This window comes from Bradyrhizobium liaoningense (assembly GCF_018130785.1).
GTDB lineage: Bacteria > Pseudomonadota > Alphaproteobacteria > Rhizobiales > Xanthobacteraceae > Bradyrhizobium > Bradyrhizobium liaoningense_A.
Window position 1 is genome coordinate 154,394 of record NZ_JAFCJT010000010.1, and the last position, 15,063, is coordinate 169,456.

General features: G+C 65.0%; 15 protein-coding genes. 6 read left to right on the forward strand and 9 right to left on the reverse strand.

From position 1 onward, the window contains the following. Nucleotides 1-38: 38 nt before the first annotated feature. The 4 genes from JQ627_RS21320 to JQ627_RS39110 are packed head-to-tail and all read right to left on the reverse strand — an operon-like array spanning nucleotide 39 to nucleotide 3,099. Nucleotides 39-845 (reverse strand): heme ABC transporter ATP-binding protein, encoded by an 807-nt coding sequence (locus JQ627_RS21320; protein ID WP_212486109.1) that lies wholly within the window; start codon nucleotides 843-845, stop codon nucleotides 39-41. Next, entirely contained in the window at nucleotides 842-1,936 is a 1,095-nt protein-coding gene (locus tag JQ627_RS21325; RefSeq protein WP_212486110.1) for an iron ABC transporter permease, read from the reverse strand. The genes JQ627_RS21320 and JQ627_RS21325 overlap by 4 nt, the downstream gene beginning before the upstream one ends. Next, complete coding sequence (locus JQ627_RS21330; protein WP_212486111.1) at nucleotides 1,933-2,886, reverse strand: hemin ABC transporter substrate-binding protein; 954 nt, start codon at nucleotides 2,884-2,886, stop codon at nucleotides 1,933-1,935. Before JQ627_RS21330 ends, JQ627_RS21325 begins: the two co-directional genes overlap by 4 nt. A 6-nt stretch (nucleotides 2,887-2,892) precedes the next feature. Then, the gene (locus JQ627_RS39110) at nucleotides 2,893-3,099 is read right to left on the reverse strand and encodes a hemin uptake protein HemP (protein WP_249143256.1); all 207 of its coding nucleotides are present in this window, start codon (nucleotides 3,097-3,099) and stop codon (nucleotides 2,893-2,895) included. Nucleotides 3,100-3,348: 249 nt separating this feature from the next. Between JQ627_RS39110 and JQ627_RS21340 the strand changes: the two genes are divergently transcribed. The 6 genes from JQ627_RS21340 (at nucleotide 3,349) to JQ627_RS21365 (ending at nucleotide 8,841) form a co-directional block, all read left to right on the forward strand. Next, nucleotides 3,349-5,742: a TonB-dependent hemoglobin/transferrin/lactoferrin family receptor gene (locus JQ627_RS21340; RefSeq protein ID WP_212486112.1), complete on the forward strand. Its 2,394-nt coding sequence runs from the start codon at nucleotides 3,349-3,351 to the stop codon at nucleotides 5,740-5,742. Nucleotides 5,743-5,890: 148 nt separating this feature from the next. Continuing rightward, the gene (locus JQ627_RS21345; RefSeq protein WP_212486113.1) at nucleotides 5,891-6,226 is read left to right on the forward strand and encodes an antibiotic biosynthesis monooxygenase; all 336 of its coding nucleotides are present in this window, start codon (nucleotides 5,891-5,893) and stop codon (nucleotides 6,224-6,226) included. A gap of 30 nt (nucleotides 6,227-6,256) precedes the next feature. After that, nucleotides 6,257-6,760: a heme utilization cystosolic carrier protein HutX gene (hutX, locus tag JQ627_RS21350; RefSeq protein ID WP_212486114.1), complete on the forward strand. Its 504-nt coding sequence runs from the start codon at nucleotides 6,257-6,259 to the stop codon at nucleotides 6,758-6,760. Between the two features lie 27 nt (nucleotides 6,761-6,787). Beyond that, nucleotides 6,788-7,564: a tonB-system energizer ExbB gene (gene exbB / locus JQ627_RS21355; RefSeq protein ID WP_212486115.1), complete on the forward strand. Its 777-nt coding sequence runs from the start codon at nucleotides 6,788-6,790 to the stop codon at nucleotides 7,562-7,564. Between the two features lie 3 nt (nucleotides 7,565-7,567). Beyond that, nucleotides 7,568-8,014: a TonB system transport protein ExbD gene (gene exbD / locus JQ627_RS21360; protein ID WP_212486116.1), complete on the forward strand. Its 447-nt coding sequence runs from the start codon at nucleotides 7,568-7,570 to the stop codon at nucleotides 8,012-8,014. Beyond that, nucleotides 8,014-8,841: an energy transducer TonB gene (locus JQ627_RS21365; RefSeq protein WP_212486117.1), complete on the forward strand. Its 828-nt coding sequence runs from the start codon at nucleotides 8,014-8,016 to the stop codon at nucleotides 8,839-8,841. The genes exbD and JQ627_RS21365 overlap by 1 nt, the downstream gene beginning before the upstream one ends. 194 nt (nucleotides 8,842-9,035) lie before the next feature. Here JQ627_RS21365 and JQ627_RS21370 read toward each other — a convergent pair whose 3' ends face one another. From JQ627_RS21370 to JQ627_RS21390, 5 genes are all read right to left on the reverse strand, one after another. After that, complete coding sequence (locus JQ627_RS21370) at nucleotides 9,036-10,391, reverse strand: esterase-like activity of phytase family protein (RefSeq protein ID WP_212486118.1); 1,356 nt, start codon at nucleotides 10,389-10,391, stop codon at nucleotides 9,036-9,038. A 132-nt stretch (nucleotides 10,392-10,523) separates the two neighbouring features. Next, nucleotides 10,524-11,423 (reverse strand): carbohydrate ABC transporter permease, encoded by a 900-nt coding sequence (locus JQ627_RS21375; protein WP_212486119.1) that lies wholly within the window; start codon nucleotides 11,421-11,423, stop codon nucleotides 10,524-10,526. Further along, a complete protein-coding gene (locus tag JQ627_RS21380) occupies nucleotides 11,416-12,372 on the reverse strand; it encodes a carbohydrate ABC transporter permease (RefSeq protein ID WP_212486120.1) in 957 nt (318 codons plus the stop codon). Before JQ627_RS21380 ends, JQ627_RS21375 begins: the two co-directional genes overlap by 8 nt. A 119-nt stretch (nucleotides 12,373-12,491) precedes the next feature. Next, nucleotides 12,492-13,835 (reverse strand): ABC transporter substrate-binding protein, encoded by a 1,344-nt coding sequence (locus tag JQ627_RS21385; RefSeq protein WP_212486121.1) that lies wholly within the window; start codon nucleotides 13,833-13,835, stop codon nucleotides 12,492-12,494. Between the two features lie 86 nt (nucleotides 13,836-13,921). Further along, nucleotides 13,922-14,965 (reverse strand): C-terminal binding protein, encoded by a 1,044-nt coding sequence (locus tag JQ627_RS21390; protein ID WP_212486122.1) that lies wholly within the window; start codon nucleotides 14,963-14,965, stop codon nucleotides 13,922-13,924. Nucleotides 14,966-15,063: the final 98 nt, after the last annotated feature.

A 15,063-nucleotide genomic window follows, 5' to 3' on the forward strand; every position in this document is an offset into this window, starting at 1 on the left:
CTTACCTCTCCCCGCAAGCGGGGCGAGGGAGCGCATCTTCACCGCGGCGGCGTCGAGTTCGCGCGCATCGACTGCGGCAATACGTAAGGCACGCCGTCGTCTGCCTGATGGACGACGGCGTCAATCTCGAAGATGTCGCGGATGATCTCGCGCGTGACGATTTTGCTGCGCGGGCCGTCGGCGGCGAGCCTGCCGCGGTTCAGGACGACGAGCCGGTCAGCGAAGCGGATTGCGAGGTTGAGGTCGTGCAGGATCGCGATGACAGCCGTGCCGCGTGCCGCGCGGCGCTGCGCGGCTTCGACGAGGTCGATCTGGTGGCGCAGATCGAGGCTCGAGGTCGGCTCGTCCAGCAGCAAAAGCCCCGGTCCGTGCTCGGCCTCGCCGCAGGCGAGCTGCACCAGCACCCGGGCGAAATGAGCGCGCTGCTGTTCGCCGCCCGATAGCGTCGGCAATTGCCGCTCGCGGAAATGCGATAGCCCTACCTCGTCCAGTGCGGCATCGACGAGTGCACCGGCATCGCGTGCGCTGCGGTCGCCGGCGCCCATCAGCACGATCTCCTCGAGCGTGAAGGGGAAGGTGACGTTGATGTGCTGGGACAGCATCGCTCGGCGCGCGGCAAGCTCGCGCGGCGTATAGCTTCTGATGTCGCGCTGCTTCAGCCGCACCTCGCCATCGTTTGGGCGGAGATCGCCGGAGAGCAGCCGCAGCAGCGTGGACTTCCCGGCCCCGTTCGGGCCGATGATCGCGACCATCTCGCCGGCCGCAACCGTCAGGCCGACGTCGTCGAGCAGCGTCGCGCGACCGGCGCGCTTGCTCAAGCCGCGAGCCTCGATCACGGCGCTCATAGCGAGGCGAGCCCGCGCTGCCGCAGCAGGATGCCGAGGAAGACCGGCGCGCCGACTGCGGCCGTCAAGATGCCGATCGGCATCTCCGCGGGCGCCACGATGGTGCGCGCCAGCGTGTCGGCGCCGACCATCAGGATCGCGCCGAGCAGCACCGAGGCCGGCAGCAGCAGCCGATGCGCCGGCCCGATAACGAGGCGCAGGAGGTGCGGCACGACGATGCCGACGAAGCCGATGACACCGCTGATGGAGACCGCAACCCCGGTCATGGCGGAGACCATGACGATCGAGATTCGCTTCAGACGCTCGACATCGACACCGCCGTGAAAGGCGTCGGCCTCGCCCAGCACCAGCAGATCGAGACCGCGTGCGATATAGGCGCAGGCCCCAACCCCGATGACCAGGACCGGCGCGAGCACGGCGGCCTTGGTCCAGGTGGCGCCGCTCATCGAACCCAGCATCCAGAACGTGATGTCGCGAAGCTGGCGGTCGTCGGCGATGAACACCAGCAGCCCGATGCCGGCATTGGTGATGGCTGTGATGGCGACGCCGGCGAGCAGGAAGATCGCGATCGAGGTCCGCCCGGCGCGGCTGGAGATGCTGTAGAGGATCGCGGTGGTGACCAGCGAGCCTGCGAAGGCCGCGAGCGGCAGCAGCTCGGTCTGGAGGAAACGCAGCGCCTCGCCGAAGCGCGAATCGGTGAAGACGATCGCGCTTGCGGCCGCGAGCGCCCCGCCGCTGGAGACGCCGACCAGCGCGGGATCGGCGAGCGGGTTACGAAACAGTCCTTGCATGATCGCGCCGGCGGCGGCGAGCAGGCCGCCGACCATCGCCGTGGCCGCGATCCGGGGAATGCGGATCGACCACAGCACGAGCTGGTCACGCGCCGTCATGGCATCGGCGGTTGCGTTGCCGGCAAAGCGGAGCGCGGCAGGCAGCCGGGAAAGGGGAATGCCGGCCGCGCCGACCGTCAGTGCGATGATCGCGGTCGCAATGAGCGCAGCCAGGAGGAGGGGAATGGCAATCGACGTAAACCGCCGTCCCGCGCGGGCTCGCCGCGGGCTTCGCGTCTCGGCCCCGGCCGCCACACTCATTGCCGGCAATTCGCCGCCGACAGAGCCGACGTGAACGCGCCGCCGCTATCGGCCAATGCCGGATAGAGCTTGACCGAGAGATCGCGCGCCGCCGCCGCCGTGCGCGGTCCGAAGCCGAGCAGATAGAGCCCGTCCATCGTGATAAAGCTCTTGTTGGCCGCGACCGGCGTCAGGGCAAAGCCGGGATGAGTATACACCGCGTCGGCCTGGAGCGAGTCCTTGCCGCGCTCGATCGACAGCACGACGTCGGGTTTTGCGGCCACGATCGCCTCGTCGCCGATGATCTTGTAGCCGTCGTAATCGTCGACGGCATTGGCGGCGCCGGCGAGCTGGATGATCTCGTCGGCGGCGGTCTTGTGGCCGGCGACCATCGCCCGTCCGTTCAGGAGCGACATCACGAACATCACGCGGGCCGGCTTCGTGACCTTGGCACGCAGTGCGCGCAGCTGCGCAAGATCCGCAGTCACTGCAGTGCTGAGGCATTCGGCGCGTGCATCGACGCCCATGGCGTGGCCAACCAGCTTGATCTTCTCGACCAGGCCCTCCTCGGAGAAGGACTCGGGCACCAGCACCAGCGGCACCTTCGCCGTCTCCAGCAGGTCCATGGTCTCGCGCGGGCCCGATCCCTGGATCGCCAGGATCAGGGTCGGGTTGAGGCCCAGCACGCCTTCGGCCGAAATCTGGCGCATGTAGCCGACATTGGGTTTGTCGTGCAGGGCCGCCGCCGGATAAAGGCTCGTGGTGTCGACGCCGACCAGGCGGCTCTCCAGCCCGAGTGCATAGAGGATCTCGGTGATGGCGCCACCGATCGAGACCGTCCGCGCGAAGTCGGTGACGGCGACATCGCGATTGCGCGCATCATGCACCGTGATGCCGGCCGCGTGCGCGCTCGACCCGAGCGCGATCGCGCCGGTGAGCAGGAGGTTTGCAAGGGTGCGACAAAATGTCATTGCGGGTTACTTCGTCAGGATCAGCTTGTTCTGCGAGGTCAGGCGGAGGCGATAGCTGTCCTCGCCATGCGCGATGATGATCTCGCGCTCCGCCGCAAAGAGCTCGCGGCTATCGATCCGGCTCCCGCGCATGATCAAAGTTCTCGTTGTTGCAGAAGGGCTTTGTGTGGGCCCTGCCGCATCGCCGCCGTTGTCTCCGGACGCTGCTGACATAGTAGGTGTGATGCGCTTTCGAAATCTTGGAGTACTGCCTGTTTGTATAAGCGGCATCAGGCGCATTCCAACGGCTGCAATTTACAATCGATATAAACTGCAACCTGATGTCATTGACCGTCAGAGTGTTGCCACGTAACCAAATGGAACAATGCGGGCCGGGGGGCCTGCGCCACAATAGCCAGCCAGTCGCCAGCCTCGTGCGGCGCACGCCAGCCAAACAAGACACAAGATGATTGGGTTGGGGTTATGGCTGACGGGGCTAGGTATTCGCGCGCGCTGATTTTGGGCGCGTCGGTGGTTTCAATTGCGGCGGTGTCGCCGGTGAGCAGCTTTGCGCAGACCGCGGATCAAGCCGCGCAATCATCCAAGCCGGCGAAGCCCAAGCAGGCCAAGCGCAATCCGGCCAAGCCGCAAGCTGTTCAGCAGCAGGCCAGCACCAGTGTGTGGGATGCACGCGCGCAGGCGATCGTCGGCGTCCAGGCGCTCGACACCATCACGGCCGCGGCGTCCAAGACCGAAGAGCGCGCGGTCGATGCGCTCGCACCGGTCAGCGTCGTGACGTCGTCGCAGATCGAAAGCCGCCAGGCCAGCACGGTCGGCGATCTCATCTATAATGTGCCCGGCGTATGGGTTCAGAACCGCGGCGACGAGCCGTCGACCTCGATCAATATCCGCGGCTTGCAGGATTTCGGCCGCGTCGCCGTGGTTGTTGACGGCGCGCGGCAGAACTATCAGCGCACGGGCCATTTCGCCAACGGCTCGTTCTTCCTCAACCCCGAGCTGATCAGCGGCATCGACATCGTTCGTGGTCCGACCGCCAACATCTACGGCTCCGGTGCGATCGGCGGCGTGGCGTCGTTCCGCACCAAGGATATCGAGGACGTCGTGCGTGCCGGCGAGCGCTGGGGCGTCGACGTCAAGACCATCCTTGGCAGCAATTACGGACGCGCGCTCGGTTCAGCCTTCGGCGGTGTTCACGTCAATCCGAATGTGGATGTGTTCGCGGGCGGCACCTATTCGACGCAGGAGAGCTACAAAGACGGCACCGGCTTCGAGGTCGCCAACACCGGCAACCGGCTCACCAGCGGCATCGCAAAGCTGACGGTGCGCCCGGCCGACGGGCACGAGATCAAGCTCGGCACCATCTTCCAGGAGGATATCTACAGCGTGGGCCAGCCGCCACGCCGTGCCGGCGATCCCAACTCGACCAATGCGAACGGCGCCAACAACCTGAGCGGCACGTCGATCTACAGGTCCGACGTCAAGAACTACACCACGACGCTCGGCTGGAAATATTCGCAGCCGGATGACCAGTGGTTCGACTGGGATGCGAAGGTCTACTGGAACCGCACGGAGAACGACCAGGTTAAGACCGCGCATACGAGCACGACGCCGTCGGTCTTCTGCGGCGGCGTGCCCGGCAATGCAGTGTCTGGCTGCATCGGCAGCAACCGCGGATATCTGCTCGATACGGTCGGCGTCGACGTGTACAACACCACGCGCTTCGAAACCGGCAGCTGGCGTCACGCGGTGACCTACGGACTGGACGCGTTCCAGGACAAGGTGTCGACGCAGGATAGGACCGGCACTTCGGAAGTGACGACGCCTGGCGGTCAGCGCACGGTGTCCGGCGGTTTCGTGCAGTGGAAGGCCAACTACACCTCCATGCTCGAGGTGATCGGCGCGCTTCGTTACGACAATTATCAGCTCTCCTCGGCATCCTCGTCGTCCGGCGGCGACCGTTTGTCGCCGAAGATCACCGTAGGGCTCGTTCCCACGGCGGTCGTGACGCCCTATGTCAGCTACGCCGAAGGTTATCGCGCGCCGTCGATCACGGAAACGCTGGTCAGCGGTCCGCATTCGGGCGCGACGGTCAACGACTCGTTCTTCCGCTGTCCGTCGGGCACGCCGGGGCCGGGCGCGGATTCGACCTTCTGCTTCGTTCCGAATCCGAACCTGCGGCCCGAGGTCGGCAAGAACAAGGAGATCGGCTTCAACATCAAGAAGAACGATCTGTTCACGGCGGGCGATACTCTGCGCGGCAAGATCAACGTGTTCCGCAACGACATCTCCGACTTCATCGATCAGGTCGCCTATGGAAATCCGCTGGTGGTCCCTACCGGCCCGCCGCCGGCGCCCTCCATCACCGTGCTTCCGTTCCTGCAATATCAGAACGTCGCGTCCGCCCGCATCCAGGGTCTCGAGGCCGAGGCGATGTACGACGCGAACACCTGGTTCTTCGGTCTCTCCGGCAGTTACCAGAACGGCAAAAACCTCCAGACGGGATTTGGCCTGTACAGCGTTCCGCCGCAGAAGGTCACGACGACCGCCGGCGTGCGGTTGCTGGACCGGACCCTGATCCTCTCGGTGATGTGGACGTCGGTGATCGCGAACACCGACATTCCGCCGACTTATACGCCGGCGACGTCGTACGATCTCGTCAACCTCTACGCCCAGTATCAGCCGCGGCCCGATCTCACGCTGAACTTCTCGGTCGAAAATCTTCTCAACCAGTACTACCGGCCCTACGCCATTCCGGTCGGCAGCACGGGCGATACGCAAAACGACGTGAAATGGGCGAGCGCCGGCCCCGGGCTCGTGGTCAAGGGAGGCCTGAAGTACCACTTCGGCGGCATCTAAGGAGTACGCCGACGACCCCACACGGGACGCCGTATTGACCGCCAGAGCCACGCTGATGTCCCGGCGTGGCTTCGGCGCGTTCTGATGAAACGTCCGGCCGGCATTCGCCGATCGGCAAGACTGAAAAGACTGACAGGAGAAAGATCGAATGTTTATCGCGATGAATCGTTTCCAGGTGAAGCTCGGCTCTGAAGCCGCGTTCGAGAGCGTCTGGCGCACCCGCGAATCCTATCTCGGCAGCATGGCCGGCTTCGTTGAATTCCACCTGCTCAAGGGGCCGGCGCTCGAGGACCACACGCTGTATTCCTCGCACACGGTCTGGATCGACAAGGCAGCCTTCGAGGCCTGGACGCGATCGGATGAATTCCGCCGCGCCCATGCGCGGGCCGACAACAAGACCGGCGAAAGCCTCTATCTCGGTCATCCCAAGTTCGAAGGGTTCGAGGTCATCATGACCGAGCGCAAGACGAACGCCGCCGCTTAGATCGCGGCCGATCACGAAAGGAAGCCGGACATGCTGAGCACCGATCTCGCCGATCTCAGGGCGTATATGGCCGACAATCCCGGTGCGGTGATCGAGGACGTTGCGCGCGAGCGCAAGATCACCCCGCGCGCGGTGATCGAGGCGCTGCCGTCGTCGATGGTGCGCGTTGGTGGCGGCGAGCATTTCGCCGCCGCCATGCAGGACATCGCCGGGTGGGGCGAGGTGACGCTCATCGTGCACACGGATGACGCGATCTTCGAGTTCACGGGCGCGGTCCCGGCGGGCGAGATCGGCCGCGGCTATTTCAACCTGATGCAGTCGAAGGGATTGCACGGCCACCTCCGCCACGAGCGCTGCGCGGCCTTGGCCTTCGTCGAGCGTCCCTTCATGGGCAAGACCTCGGCCTTCGTCGCGTTCGTCAATGCCGACGGCGGCATCATGTTCAAGGTCTTCGTCGGCCGCGACGAGACCCGGGCGCTGCGGGCGGACCAGCTCGTGCGATTCCGGCAACTGGCGGACCGGGTCGCGGCGTAATTTCCTTCTGTCTGTCGGGAGATCAGGATGCAGCGCAATTTTGGGCTTCGCCACATGATCCTAGCAATCGCGCTGGCGCTCGCGCCGGCCCCGGCCTTCGCGATCGACGAAGCGCTGTTGCCGCGCAATCTGTCGCCCTGGGGCATGTTCCTCGGCGCCGACATCATCGTGAAGGTGGTGATGGTGGGGCTCGCCATCGCATCGCTGGTGACGTGGACGGTGTGGCTCGCCAAGAGTATCGAGCTGCGCCGCAAGAGCAAGCTCGCCGTGGAGCGGACGCGTGCGCTCGAAGGCAAGATGAAGTTGGCGGAGGCGGCGGAGCGGACCGGCGATGCGCATGATGCGGTCGCGCAGCTCATCCAGTCCTGCGCGAAGGAGGCGGAGCTCTCCGGCGGCATTGTCGATGATGGCCTCCAGGAGCGCGTCGCGCTCCGGCTGGAGCGGGTCGAGGCCGCGATGTCGCGCCAGATTGCGCGCGGCACCGGCGTGCTCGCGACCATCGGCGCCACCGCGCCGTTCGTCGGCCTGTTCGGCACGGTCTGGGGTATCATGAATTCCTTCATCGGCATCTCCGAGAGCCACACCACGAGCCTTGCGGTGGTCGCGCCCGGCATCGCCGAGGCGCTGCTTGCGACCGCGCTCGGTCTCGTCGCCGCGATCCCGGCCGTGGTGATCTACAATCAGCTTGTCCGCGGCATCGCCAATTACCGGGCGCTGCTTGGGGACGCCTCGGCGCAGCTCATGCTGCTGGTCAGCCGGCAGCGCGACAACAGAGAGTTCCGCCTGGCGCGGGCGGCGGAGTAGGCCATGGCTGCCAAGCTCGGCACACGCGGGGGATCGCCGCTGAGGCGCGGCGACCCCGGCGATCTCGATGTCACCCATGAGATCAACGTCACGCCGTTCATCGACGTGATGCTGGTGCTGCTGATCATCTTCATGGTGGCCGCCCCGCTCGCCACCGTCGACATCGGCGTCGAGCTGCCGGCCACCGCCGCCGAGCCGCAGCCGCGGCCGGACAAGCCGACCTTCGTGACGGTGAAGCCGGATCTCACGGTGGCCGTCGGCGAGGAGACAATGGCGCGCGACGGCCTCGCCGCTGCGCTCGCCGTCGCCACTCAAGGCCGCAAGGACGAGCGCATCTATCTGCGCGCCGACAAGGCCGTGAGCTACGGTGACCTGATGGAGGTCATGAACACCTTGCGCAATGCCGGCTATCTCAAGGTCGCGCTGGTCGGCCTCGACGGACGCAGCTGATGGCCGCGAACGCCTTTGCCCTGCACGAGTCGCTTGGCGAACGCGAAACCGCGCGCTGGGGTGTATCGGGCGCGGTGATCGTGACGTTGCATGTTGCCGCCGCGGTGTTGGCGATGAGCTGGATCAGGTCGCAGCCGGAGCAGGGCGTCACCGTCCCGGCGATCATGGTCGATATGGCGCCGGTGACCTCGGCACCGCAGTCCACGCAAGAGGATGTCGCGCCCGGGCCGGTGATGCAGGAGGCCGACGCCTCGCCGCCGGAGCCCGTTAAGCAGCAGGCCGTCGAGGAGACCATCGCGCCGACGCCGCCGCAGGAAAAGCCTGAGGTCGTCGCGCCGCCGGAGCAGAAATTGGAGCCGACACCGGCCAAGCCCGAGCCGGCGAAGATCGTGCCGGTCGAGAAACCTGCACCGGCGAAGCCGAAGGTGGTTCGCCCGGAGGCCAAGAAGCCGTCGGAGGCGCCGCCCGCGCCGCGCACCAGCGCACCGCCACGCGCCGAGCGGGAGGCACCCGCAGCGTCCGCCATGAGCGCGGGCGCGGTCGCGTCGCTGGTTGCGACCTACAATCAGCGCGTCCGCGCGCATCTGATGCGCCTTCACTCCTATCCGTCCGGCGGCAACGGTCAGCGCGGGCTGGTCCGGGTGAGCTTCACGATCGGCCGTAACGGCCAGGTCACGTCCAGCCGCATCGCTTCGTCCGGCGTTGCCGCGTTCGATGCCAAGGCCACGTCGATGATCCACCAGGCCTCGCCGTTCCCGCCGATCCCGGCGGAGATCAAGAACAGCTCGATGAGCTTTACCGTTCCGGTGGACTTTATCGTGCGGTAGCCCTCCGCTGTCATGCCCCGCGACCCGGCTACGCCAAGGCTTCGCCGGCGACTCGGTCTAGGGGCGCCGAAGCCTCAGCGGAGGCGGCAAGCGGGGCATCCAGTACGCCGGGGCCGCGCGCTCAATCACCGGTGCCGCGGCGTACTGGATCGCCCGGTCGAGCCGGGCGATGACCGTGTTGAGAGAGCGTCGGCTTACTTCGCCTTCAGGAAATCCGCGACCTCGAGCAGCATGAACTCGTCGTCGTCGGCCTTGTTGGGATCGCGGCTGGACGAGAACGGCAGGTTGTTGTCGTTGCCGACGATGATGTGGGTGTCGTCGACGCGATCGACGTTCTCGATGGTGAAGAACGGGAAGGCGTAGACGCCGTCATTGAGCGGCTTCCGCGCCTTCTTGTCGGGGTCCTGGATCTTCATGAGGTCGATATAGCCGATCTTGCGCACAGGCTTGCCGACATTGGCGTCGGTCAGCTCGATCTTGTAGACGCGCTTGAACTTGGCGATGTCGGGGAAGCAGTTCTCGCCGCGGGTGCCTTGCGGGCAGGCCTTGTCTGCGGTGCCTTCGCCGTTGTCGCGCTCGATGATGAGGCCAGAGGCCTGATCGATCATGTTGAAGTCGCCGATGGCGTTGCCGTTCTGCTCGAACACATACTGCCAGTAGCGGCCGGTGAATTTTTCGGCGGCGACGTCGAATTCGAGGATGCGGGAGGCTTCCTTGCCGTCGACCTTTTCCCAATCCTTCTTGTCGGCGTCCCACAGCGGTCCCTCGAGCAGGCCGTAAAGGAACTTGCCGTCCTTCGAGGACGCAAAGCCCTCATAGCCCTTGGAGCGACGGAGGTTGACGTTGGTGTAGGTCGCGCCGGGTGCGCCTGGTGTCGCCACGGCCCAGTTGTCCGGCGAGCGCACCGGCTTGCCGTCGGCAACCGTCTCGAACACGCCGAGAATCTTGCCTGATTTGTCGGCCTTCAGGATGTAAGGGCCGAACTCGTCGCCGATCCAGTAGGTGTCGCCGATGATCTGGAAGCCCTCGGTGTCGAAGTCGGAGCCGGTCAGGTAGCGCTTCTGGGTGTCCTCATGCACGATGCGGAACGGCACCTTCTTGTCGGGATCGTGCAGAAAGATGGTTTCCTGGCGCTCGATCTTGCCGCTCGCCCAATCCATCTTGTAGCGGTTCAGGTACAACATCGAATCCGGCGAGTTGGCGCGCGCGCCCATGCCGTTGTCGGTGATGACCCAGTAGCTGCCGTCGGGCATGTGCTTGATGCCGGAATGGCCCTGCAGCGGCTGGCCCTTGAACGGCAGCGACACGCCGGTCGCCCGCTCATAGGACTTGCCCATCACGGTGCCGAGCGCGTCGACGCGCTTGCCGGTGGTGTACTTGCCTGAGGTCTTGAGATCGGCGGGGGCGTCACTCGGCGCGTCGATGAACGTCGCGGCCGGCATCACCACGTGGCCGGCGAGCTTCGCCGGGAATTCACCCTCGTTCTGTGCAAGCGCGGTGCTTGCGGTGAGAATGATCGTTGCGACGGTGCTGAGAAAAGTCGCGCGCATGTGCGTCTCCTGTTAGCGGACGATGCCTTATGCGGATCGCATGTTGCAGTTTTGTGAAACCGGGCGAAACGCCGCAGGCCGCTTCCGTCGCCCTCTCCCGGCTTGCGGGAAGAGGGCGACGAGAGAGCACGGTTACTCCTTTACCGCGCCGGTCAGTGAGGACACGTAATAGTCCACAAACAGCGAGTAGAAGATCGCAACCGGCAGCGAGCCGAGCAGCGATCCCGCCATCAGCGCGCCCCACTGGTAGACGTCGCCGGTGACGAGCTCGGTCAGGATCGCGACCGGCACGGTCTTGTTGGCGCCGCTCTGGATGAAGGCGAGCGCGTAGATGAACTCGTTCCAGGACAGCGTGAATGAGAAGATGCCGGCCGAGATCAGGCCGGGCACCGCCAGCGGCAGCGTGATCCGGCGCAGGATCTGCAGGCGCGTGGCGCCGTCGACCAGCGCGCATTCCTCGAGCTCGTAGGGAATCGACTTGAAATAGCCGATCAGCAGCCAGGTGCAGAACGGCACCAGGAAGGTCGGATAGACCAGGATCAGCGCCATCGGTGAGTCGAACAGGCCGAACTGCACCACGACGGTTGCGAGCGGGATGAACAGGATCGACGGCGGCACGAGATAGGCGAGATAGATGCCGAGGCCGACATAGGGACTGCCGCGGAAGCGCAGGCGTTCGATGGCGTAGGCGGCGAGCGTGCTCGCGATCAGCGACAGCGTGGTCGAGCCGATCGCGACCGTCATCGTCGTCCACAGCCAGCGCGGATAGGCGGTGTTGAACAGCAGGTGCTTGATGTGCGCCAGCGTCGGTGAGGAGATCCAGAACGGATTGTGCTCCTTGTAGTTCATCAGCTCCGCGTTCGGCTTGAACGACGTGATCGCCATCCAGTAGAACGGAAACAGCAGGATCAGCACGAAACAGCCGAGCGGCAGGTAGATCATCATCAGCCGCCGCAGCCCGGAATCCCAGGCCATGGTGTCGGGCGCCGCCTTCGCGTCGGCCACGGCAGGTTGCGCGACGGTATCAGTCATTGCTCTCTCCCTGCTGCCATTTGCGGCGCGCCAGGCCGAAATAGGAAAACAGCGTCGCGAACACCAGGAACGGGATCATCGACACCGCGATCGCCGCACCTTCGCCGAGCTCGCCGCCGGCGATGCCGCGCTGGAAGGCCAGCGTCGCCAGCAGATGGGTCGAGTTGCCGGGGCCGCCGCGGGTGATGGCGTAGACCAGCTGGAAGTCGGTGAAGGTGAAGATGATCGAGAAGGTCATGACGATGGCGAGGATCGGCATCATCATCGGGAAGGTGATGTAGCGGAAGCGCTGCCACGCGCTGGCGCCGTCGAGCATCGCGGCCTCGTAGAGCGAGGGCGAAATGGTCTGCAGGCCCGCCAGCAGCGAGATCGCGACGAAGGGAATGCCGCGCCAGATATTGGCAGCGATCAGCGAGAAGCGCGCCGGCCAGGGCGAGCCGAGGAAATCGATGTTGCTCGTGCGCCAATGCAGCACGTCCACCAGCAAATAGGAGATGATCGAGAATTGCGGATCGTAGATCCACCAGAACGCCAGCGCCGAAAGCACCGTCGGCACGATCCATGGCAACAGGATGATCGCCCGCAGCAGGCTCTTGAACGGAAAATGGTTGTTGAGCAGCAGCGCGAGCCAGAAGCCGAGCGCGAACTTTCCGAAGGTCGCGATCCCGGTGTAGACGACGCTGTAGAACACCGCGTTCCACCACAGCGAGTCCGTGAGCAGGTACTGGAAGTTCTCGAGGCCGACATAGACGCCCTTGCGGCCGATCGTGGTGTCGGTGAACGCGAGCCAGATGCCGAGGCCGAGCGGATAGGTCAGGAACACCGCGAGCAGTCCGAGCGCGGGCGCAAGGCACATCGCGATCAGGAACGGCTTGTAGTCGAACAGACGGACAAGCCAGTTTGGCTGCCGGTGGGCGAGGGCGAGAGGGGGAAGTGTGGTCACGGACATTAGCGTGTTGTCCTGTTCTAGGCTTTCACCACGTCGTCATTGCGAGGAGCGAAGCGACGAAGCAATCCAGGTTGTCGCCGCGGGGACGGACTGGATTGCTTCGCTCGCAATGGCGGTCTCTACTTCTGCCGCCGGAAGTACCGCTTGCAGCGCTGCTCGGCTTCCGCGGCTGCGGCCTCCGGCGTAGCAGCGCCGGTCGCGACCGACGCGCACATCTGGATCAGCACGTAGTCGGCGCTGACGGCGCCGGTCGCCGTCGAGATCGGGCCCCTGTAGCCGTCATAATAGGTGCTGTTCATGGTGTCCTTGAACAGCTTCACCTTGGGGTCCTGCGACCACACGGCGGCATCGGCATAGGCGGCCAGCGGCTGGGCCCAGTAGCCGGAATTGGCGTTGAGCCACGGCTCGTACTGGTCCTTTTCCAGCATGTATTGCAGGAAGGCCTTTGCGGCGTTCGGATACTGGCTGTGCTTGAACACCATGGCGTTCAATGTCAGGCCCGCCATCGGCGAGATCTTGGCCACGCCCTTCGGCAGCAATTGGTGCTCGGTATCGTCGGCGATCGCCTTGGTCGCGGGATCGTTCTTCAGGGAGAAATACAGCGAGACGCCGTTGGCGCTCAGGGAGATTTCCTGTGAGGCGTAGGCGCGGTTGTTGCTGACGTCGTTCCACGAGGTCGTGCCGGGGATGAAGGTGGGGTAGAGCTGCTTGACCCAGTTCAGCGCGGCGATCGTCTCCTTGCTGTTGATGATGACGTTGCCCTCTTCGTCGAGCAGGGCGGCGTTGTGTGACCACAGTGCCCAGTTCGCAAAACCGTTGCCGTCGCCCTTGGCGTTGCCGAGTGCGAAGCCGGCCGGCTTACCGGCTTTCTGGAGCTTCTGGCAGAGGTCGACGATGCCGGCGTGGTCCTCCGGCACCTTGTCGAAGCCGACCGATTGCAGGATCGATTTGCGGTAGATCAGGGGGCCGGCGGTGGCGCCGAACGGCAACCCGATCCAGGCGTCGCTCTTGTTCCTCTTGCCGTAGCGCTGCGCCAGCGGCAGCCAGCCGCCATAACGCTTGCCGACATAGTCGGCGACGTCGGTCAGCTCGATCAGCTTGTCGATATAGATGTGCGGAGCATCGGAGAAGCCGATGATGATGTCGGGGCCGGCGCCGGAATTGGCTGTTACTGCGGTCTGCTGGTTGATGTCCTCCCAGCCGACGAAGTCGACCTTGACCTCGACCCCGGTCTCCTTGGTGAATTTGGCTGCGTTGGCGCGGAACACGTCTTCGTCGGCCTGGACGAAGCGCACCGGCCGCAGCATGCGCAGGGTTGCGCCTTTCTCGATCGGCAGTTTCGGTGCGGGGACGTCCGCGGCCTTGATTGCGGATTGAGCGTGCGCTGCAACACCGGTTGCCGCGAGCGCGGTAGCGGACAGGCCCAGAGCCAAGGCATCACGACGCGTGATGTCATTCCTCATCAGTTCCTCCCTATGATGTCTCCCTTCCCGGCGTTGATCGCCGGTGAAGGGCCGTTCCGATTCCAGACGCGCTTGGCGCCGGCCGCCTAGCTGTTCGGTCCGCGATCCATGCTGACGGGCTGCCAGCGGCGGAGCGCGGTGCCTTGCAGCACCGACGGATTGACGCAGCTTACCGGCCACATGCCCTGAAGCACCAGTGACAATTCGTAGCCCACGCGGCGCTTGCGCGCCTCGTCGAACCGTGCCGAGGCCGAGGCGACATGGGCGGTCAGCGTCACGTTCTCCATGCTGAGGATCGGGTTGTTGTGCGACGGCGGTTCCTTCTCCAGCACGTCGAGCGCGGCGTGCGCAATCCAGCCCTCCTGGAGCGCCTTGATCAGGCCTTCCTCGTCCACGGTGGCGCCGCGGCCGGTATTGATGAAGACCGAGCCCTTCTTCATCTGCCGGAAGTGCTTCTCGGTGAGCATGTGATGCACCTCGGGTCGGGCGGGAGCGTGCATCGACACGAAGTCGGATTGCGACAGCACCTCGTTCAGCGTCGCCGGGATCACGCCGTGGTCGTACATCAGCGTTTCCTGGATGAAGGGATCGTAGGCCATCATGCGCAGGCCGAACGGGGCGGCGCGTTTCGCAACCGCACGCGCGACGCGGCCGAACGAGATGAAGCCGAGCGTCTGGCCCATCAGCCGCGGGATCTTGAGCAGCGCCGGCCGGCCTTCAGCCCAGCGCCCGTCGCGCACCATCCGATCCTGCTCGACCAGGCGGCGAAAGCCCGCGAGCAGCAGCATCATGGCGTGGTCGGCGACCTCTTCGATGAAGGTGTCGGGGATGTTGGTCACCGGGATTCCACGGGCTGTGGCGGCTTTCACGTCGACGCTGTCGACGCCGACTGAGCCGAGCGTGATGACCTTGCAGCTCTCCAGCGCGTCGATGATGTTTTTTGTGATCGGGATGCCCTTGGCGTAGATCGCGTCGGCATTCTTGGCGGCGGCGATGAACTCCGCCTCGTTGGCCGGCGCCTCGACGATCTCGGCATCGATCGGATCGAGCGCCTCGCGCTCGTAGGAATAATCGCTGCCTGCGACCGTGAAGCTCGCGCCCTTCGGCGTCACCACCCTGTATTTCGGCATTTCTTGCTCCCGATTTGGTTTGTCGGTTCTTGTTGCGGGCCCGGCCTTCTTGGCGGGCCTTTGCGTCTTTTACGCGAAATCGACGTGCGCGCGTACAA

What these genes read in the sequence shown, in the direction of transcription:
- JQ627_RS21330 (WP_212486111.1), bottom strand. Translation starts at nt 2,886, where the DNA reads ATGACATTTTGTCGCACCCTTGCAAACCTCCTGCTCACCGGCGCGATC.
- JQ627_RS21390 (WP_212486122.1), bottom strand. Translation starts at nt 14,965, where the DNA reads ATGCCGAAATACAGGGTGGTGACGCCGAAGGGCGCGAGCTTCACGGTC.
- JQ627_RS21375 (WP_212486119.1), bottom strand. Translation starts at nt 11,423, where the DNA reads ATGACTGATACCGTCGCGCAACCTGCCGTGGCCGACGCGAAGGCGGCG.
- JQ627_RS21385 (WP_212486121.1), bottom strand. Translation starts at nt 13,835, where the DNA reads ATGAGGAATGACATCACGCGTCGTGATGCCTTGGCTCTGGGCCTGTCC.
- JQ627_RS21320 (WP_212486109.1), bottom strand. Translation starts at nt 845, where the DNA reads ATGAGCGCCGTGATCGAGGCTCGCGGCTTGAGCAAGCGCGCCGGTCGC.
- exbD (WP_212486116.1), top strand. Translation starts at nt 7,568, where the DNA reads ATGGCTGCCAAGCTCGGCACACGCGGGGGATCGCCGCTGAGGCGCGGC.
- JQ627_RS21325 (WP_212486110.1), bottom strand. Translation starts at nt 1,936, where the DNA reads ATGAGTGTGGCGGCCGGGGCCGAGACGCGAAGCCCGCGGCGAGCCCGC.
- JQ627_RS21365 (WP_212486117.1), top strand. Translation starts at nt 8,014, where the DNA reads ATGGCCGCGAACGCCTTTGCCCTGCACGAGTCGCTTGGCGAACGCGAA.
- exbB (WP_212486115.1), top strand. Translation starts at nt 6,788, where the DNA reads ATGCAGCGCAATTTTGGGCTTCGCCACATGATCCTAGCAATCGCGCTG.
- hutX (WP_212486114.1), top strand. Translation starts at nt 6,257, where the DNA reads ATGCTGAGCACCGATCTCGCCGATCTCAGGGCGTATATGGCCGACAAT.
- JQ627_RS21370 (WP_212486118.1), bottom strand. Translation starts at nt 10,391, where the DNA reads ATGCGCGCGACTTTTCTCAGCACCGTCGCAACGATCATTCTCACCGCA.
- JQ627_RS21340 (WP_212486112.1), top strand. Translation starts at nt 3,349, where the DNA reads ATGGCTGACGGGGCTAGGTATTCGCGCGCGCTGATTTTGGGCGCGTCG.
- JQ627_RS39110 (WP_249143256.1), bottom strand. Translation starts at nt 3,099, where the DNA reads ATGTCAGCAGCGTCCGGAGACAACGGCGGCGATGCGGCAGGGCCCACA.
- JQ627_RS21345 (WP_212486113.1), top strand. Translation starts at nt 5,891, where the DNA reads ATGTTTATCGCGATGAATCGTTTCCAGGTGAAGCTCGGCTCTGAAGCC.
- JQ627_RS21380 (WP_212486120.1), bottom strand. Translation starts at nt 12,372, where the DNA reads ATGTCCGTGACCACACTTCCCCCTCTCGCCCTCGCCCACCGGCAGCCA.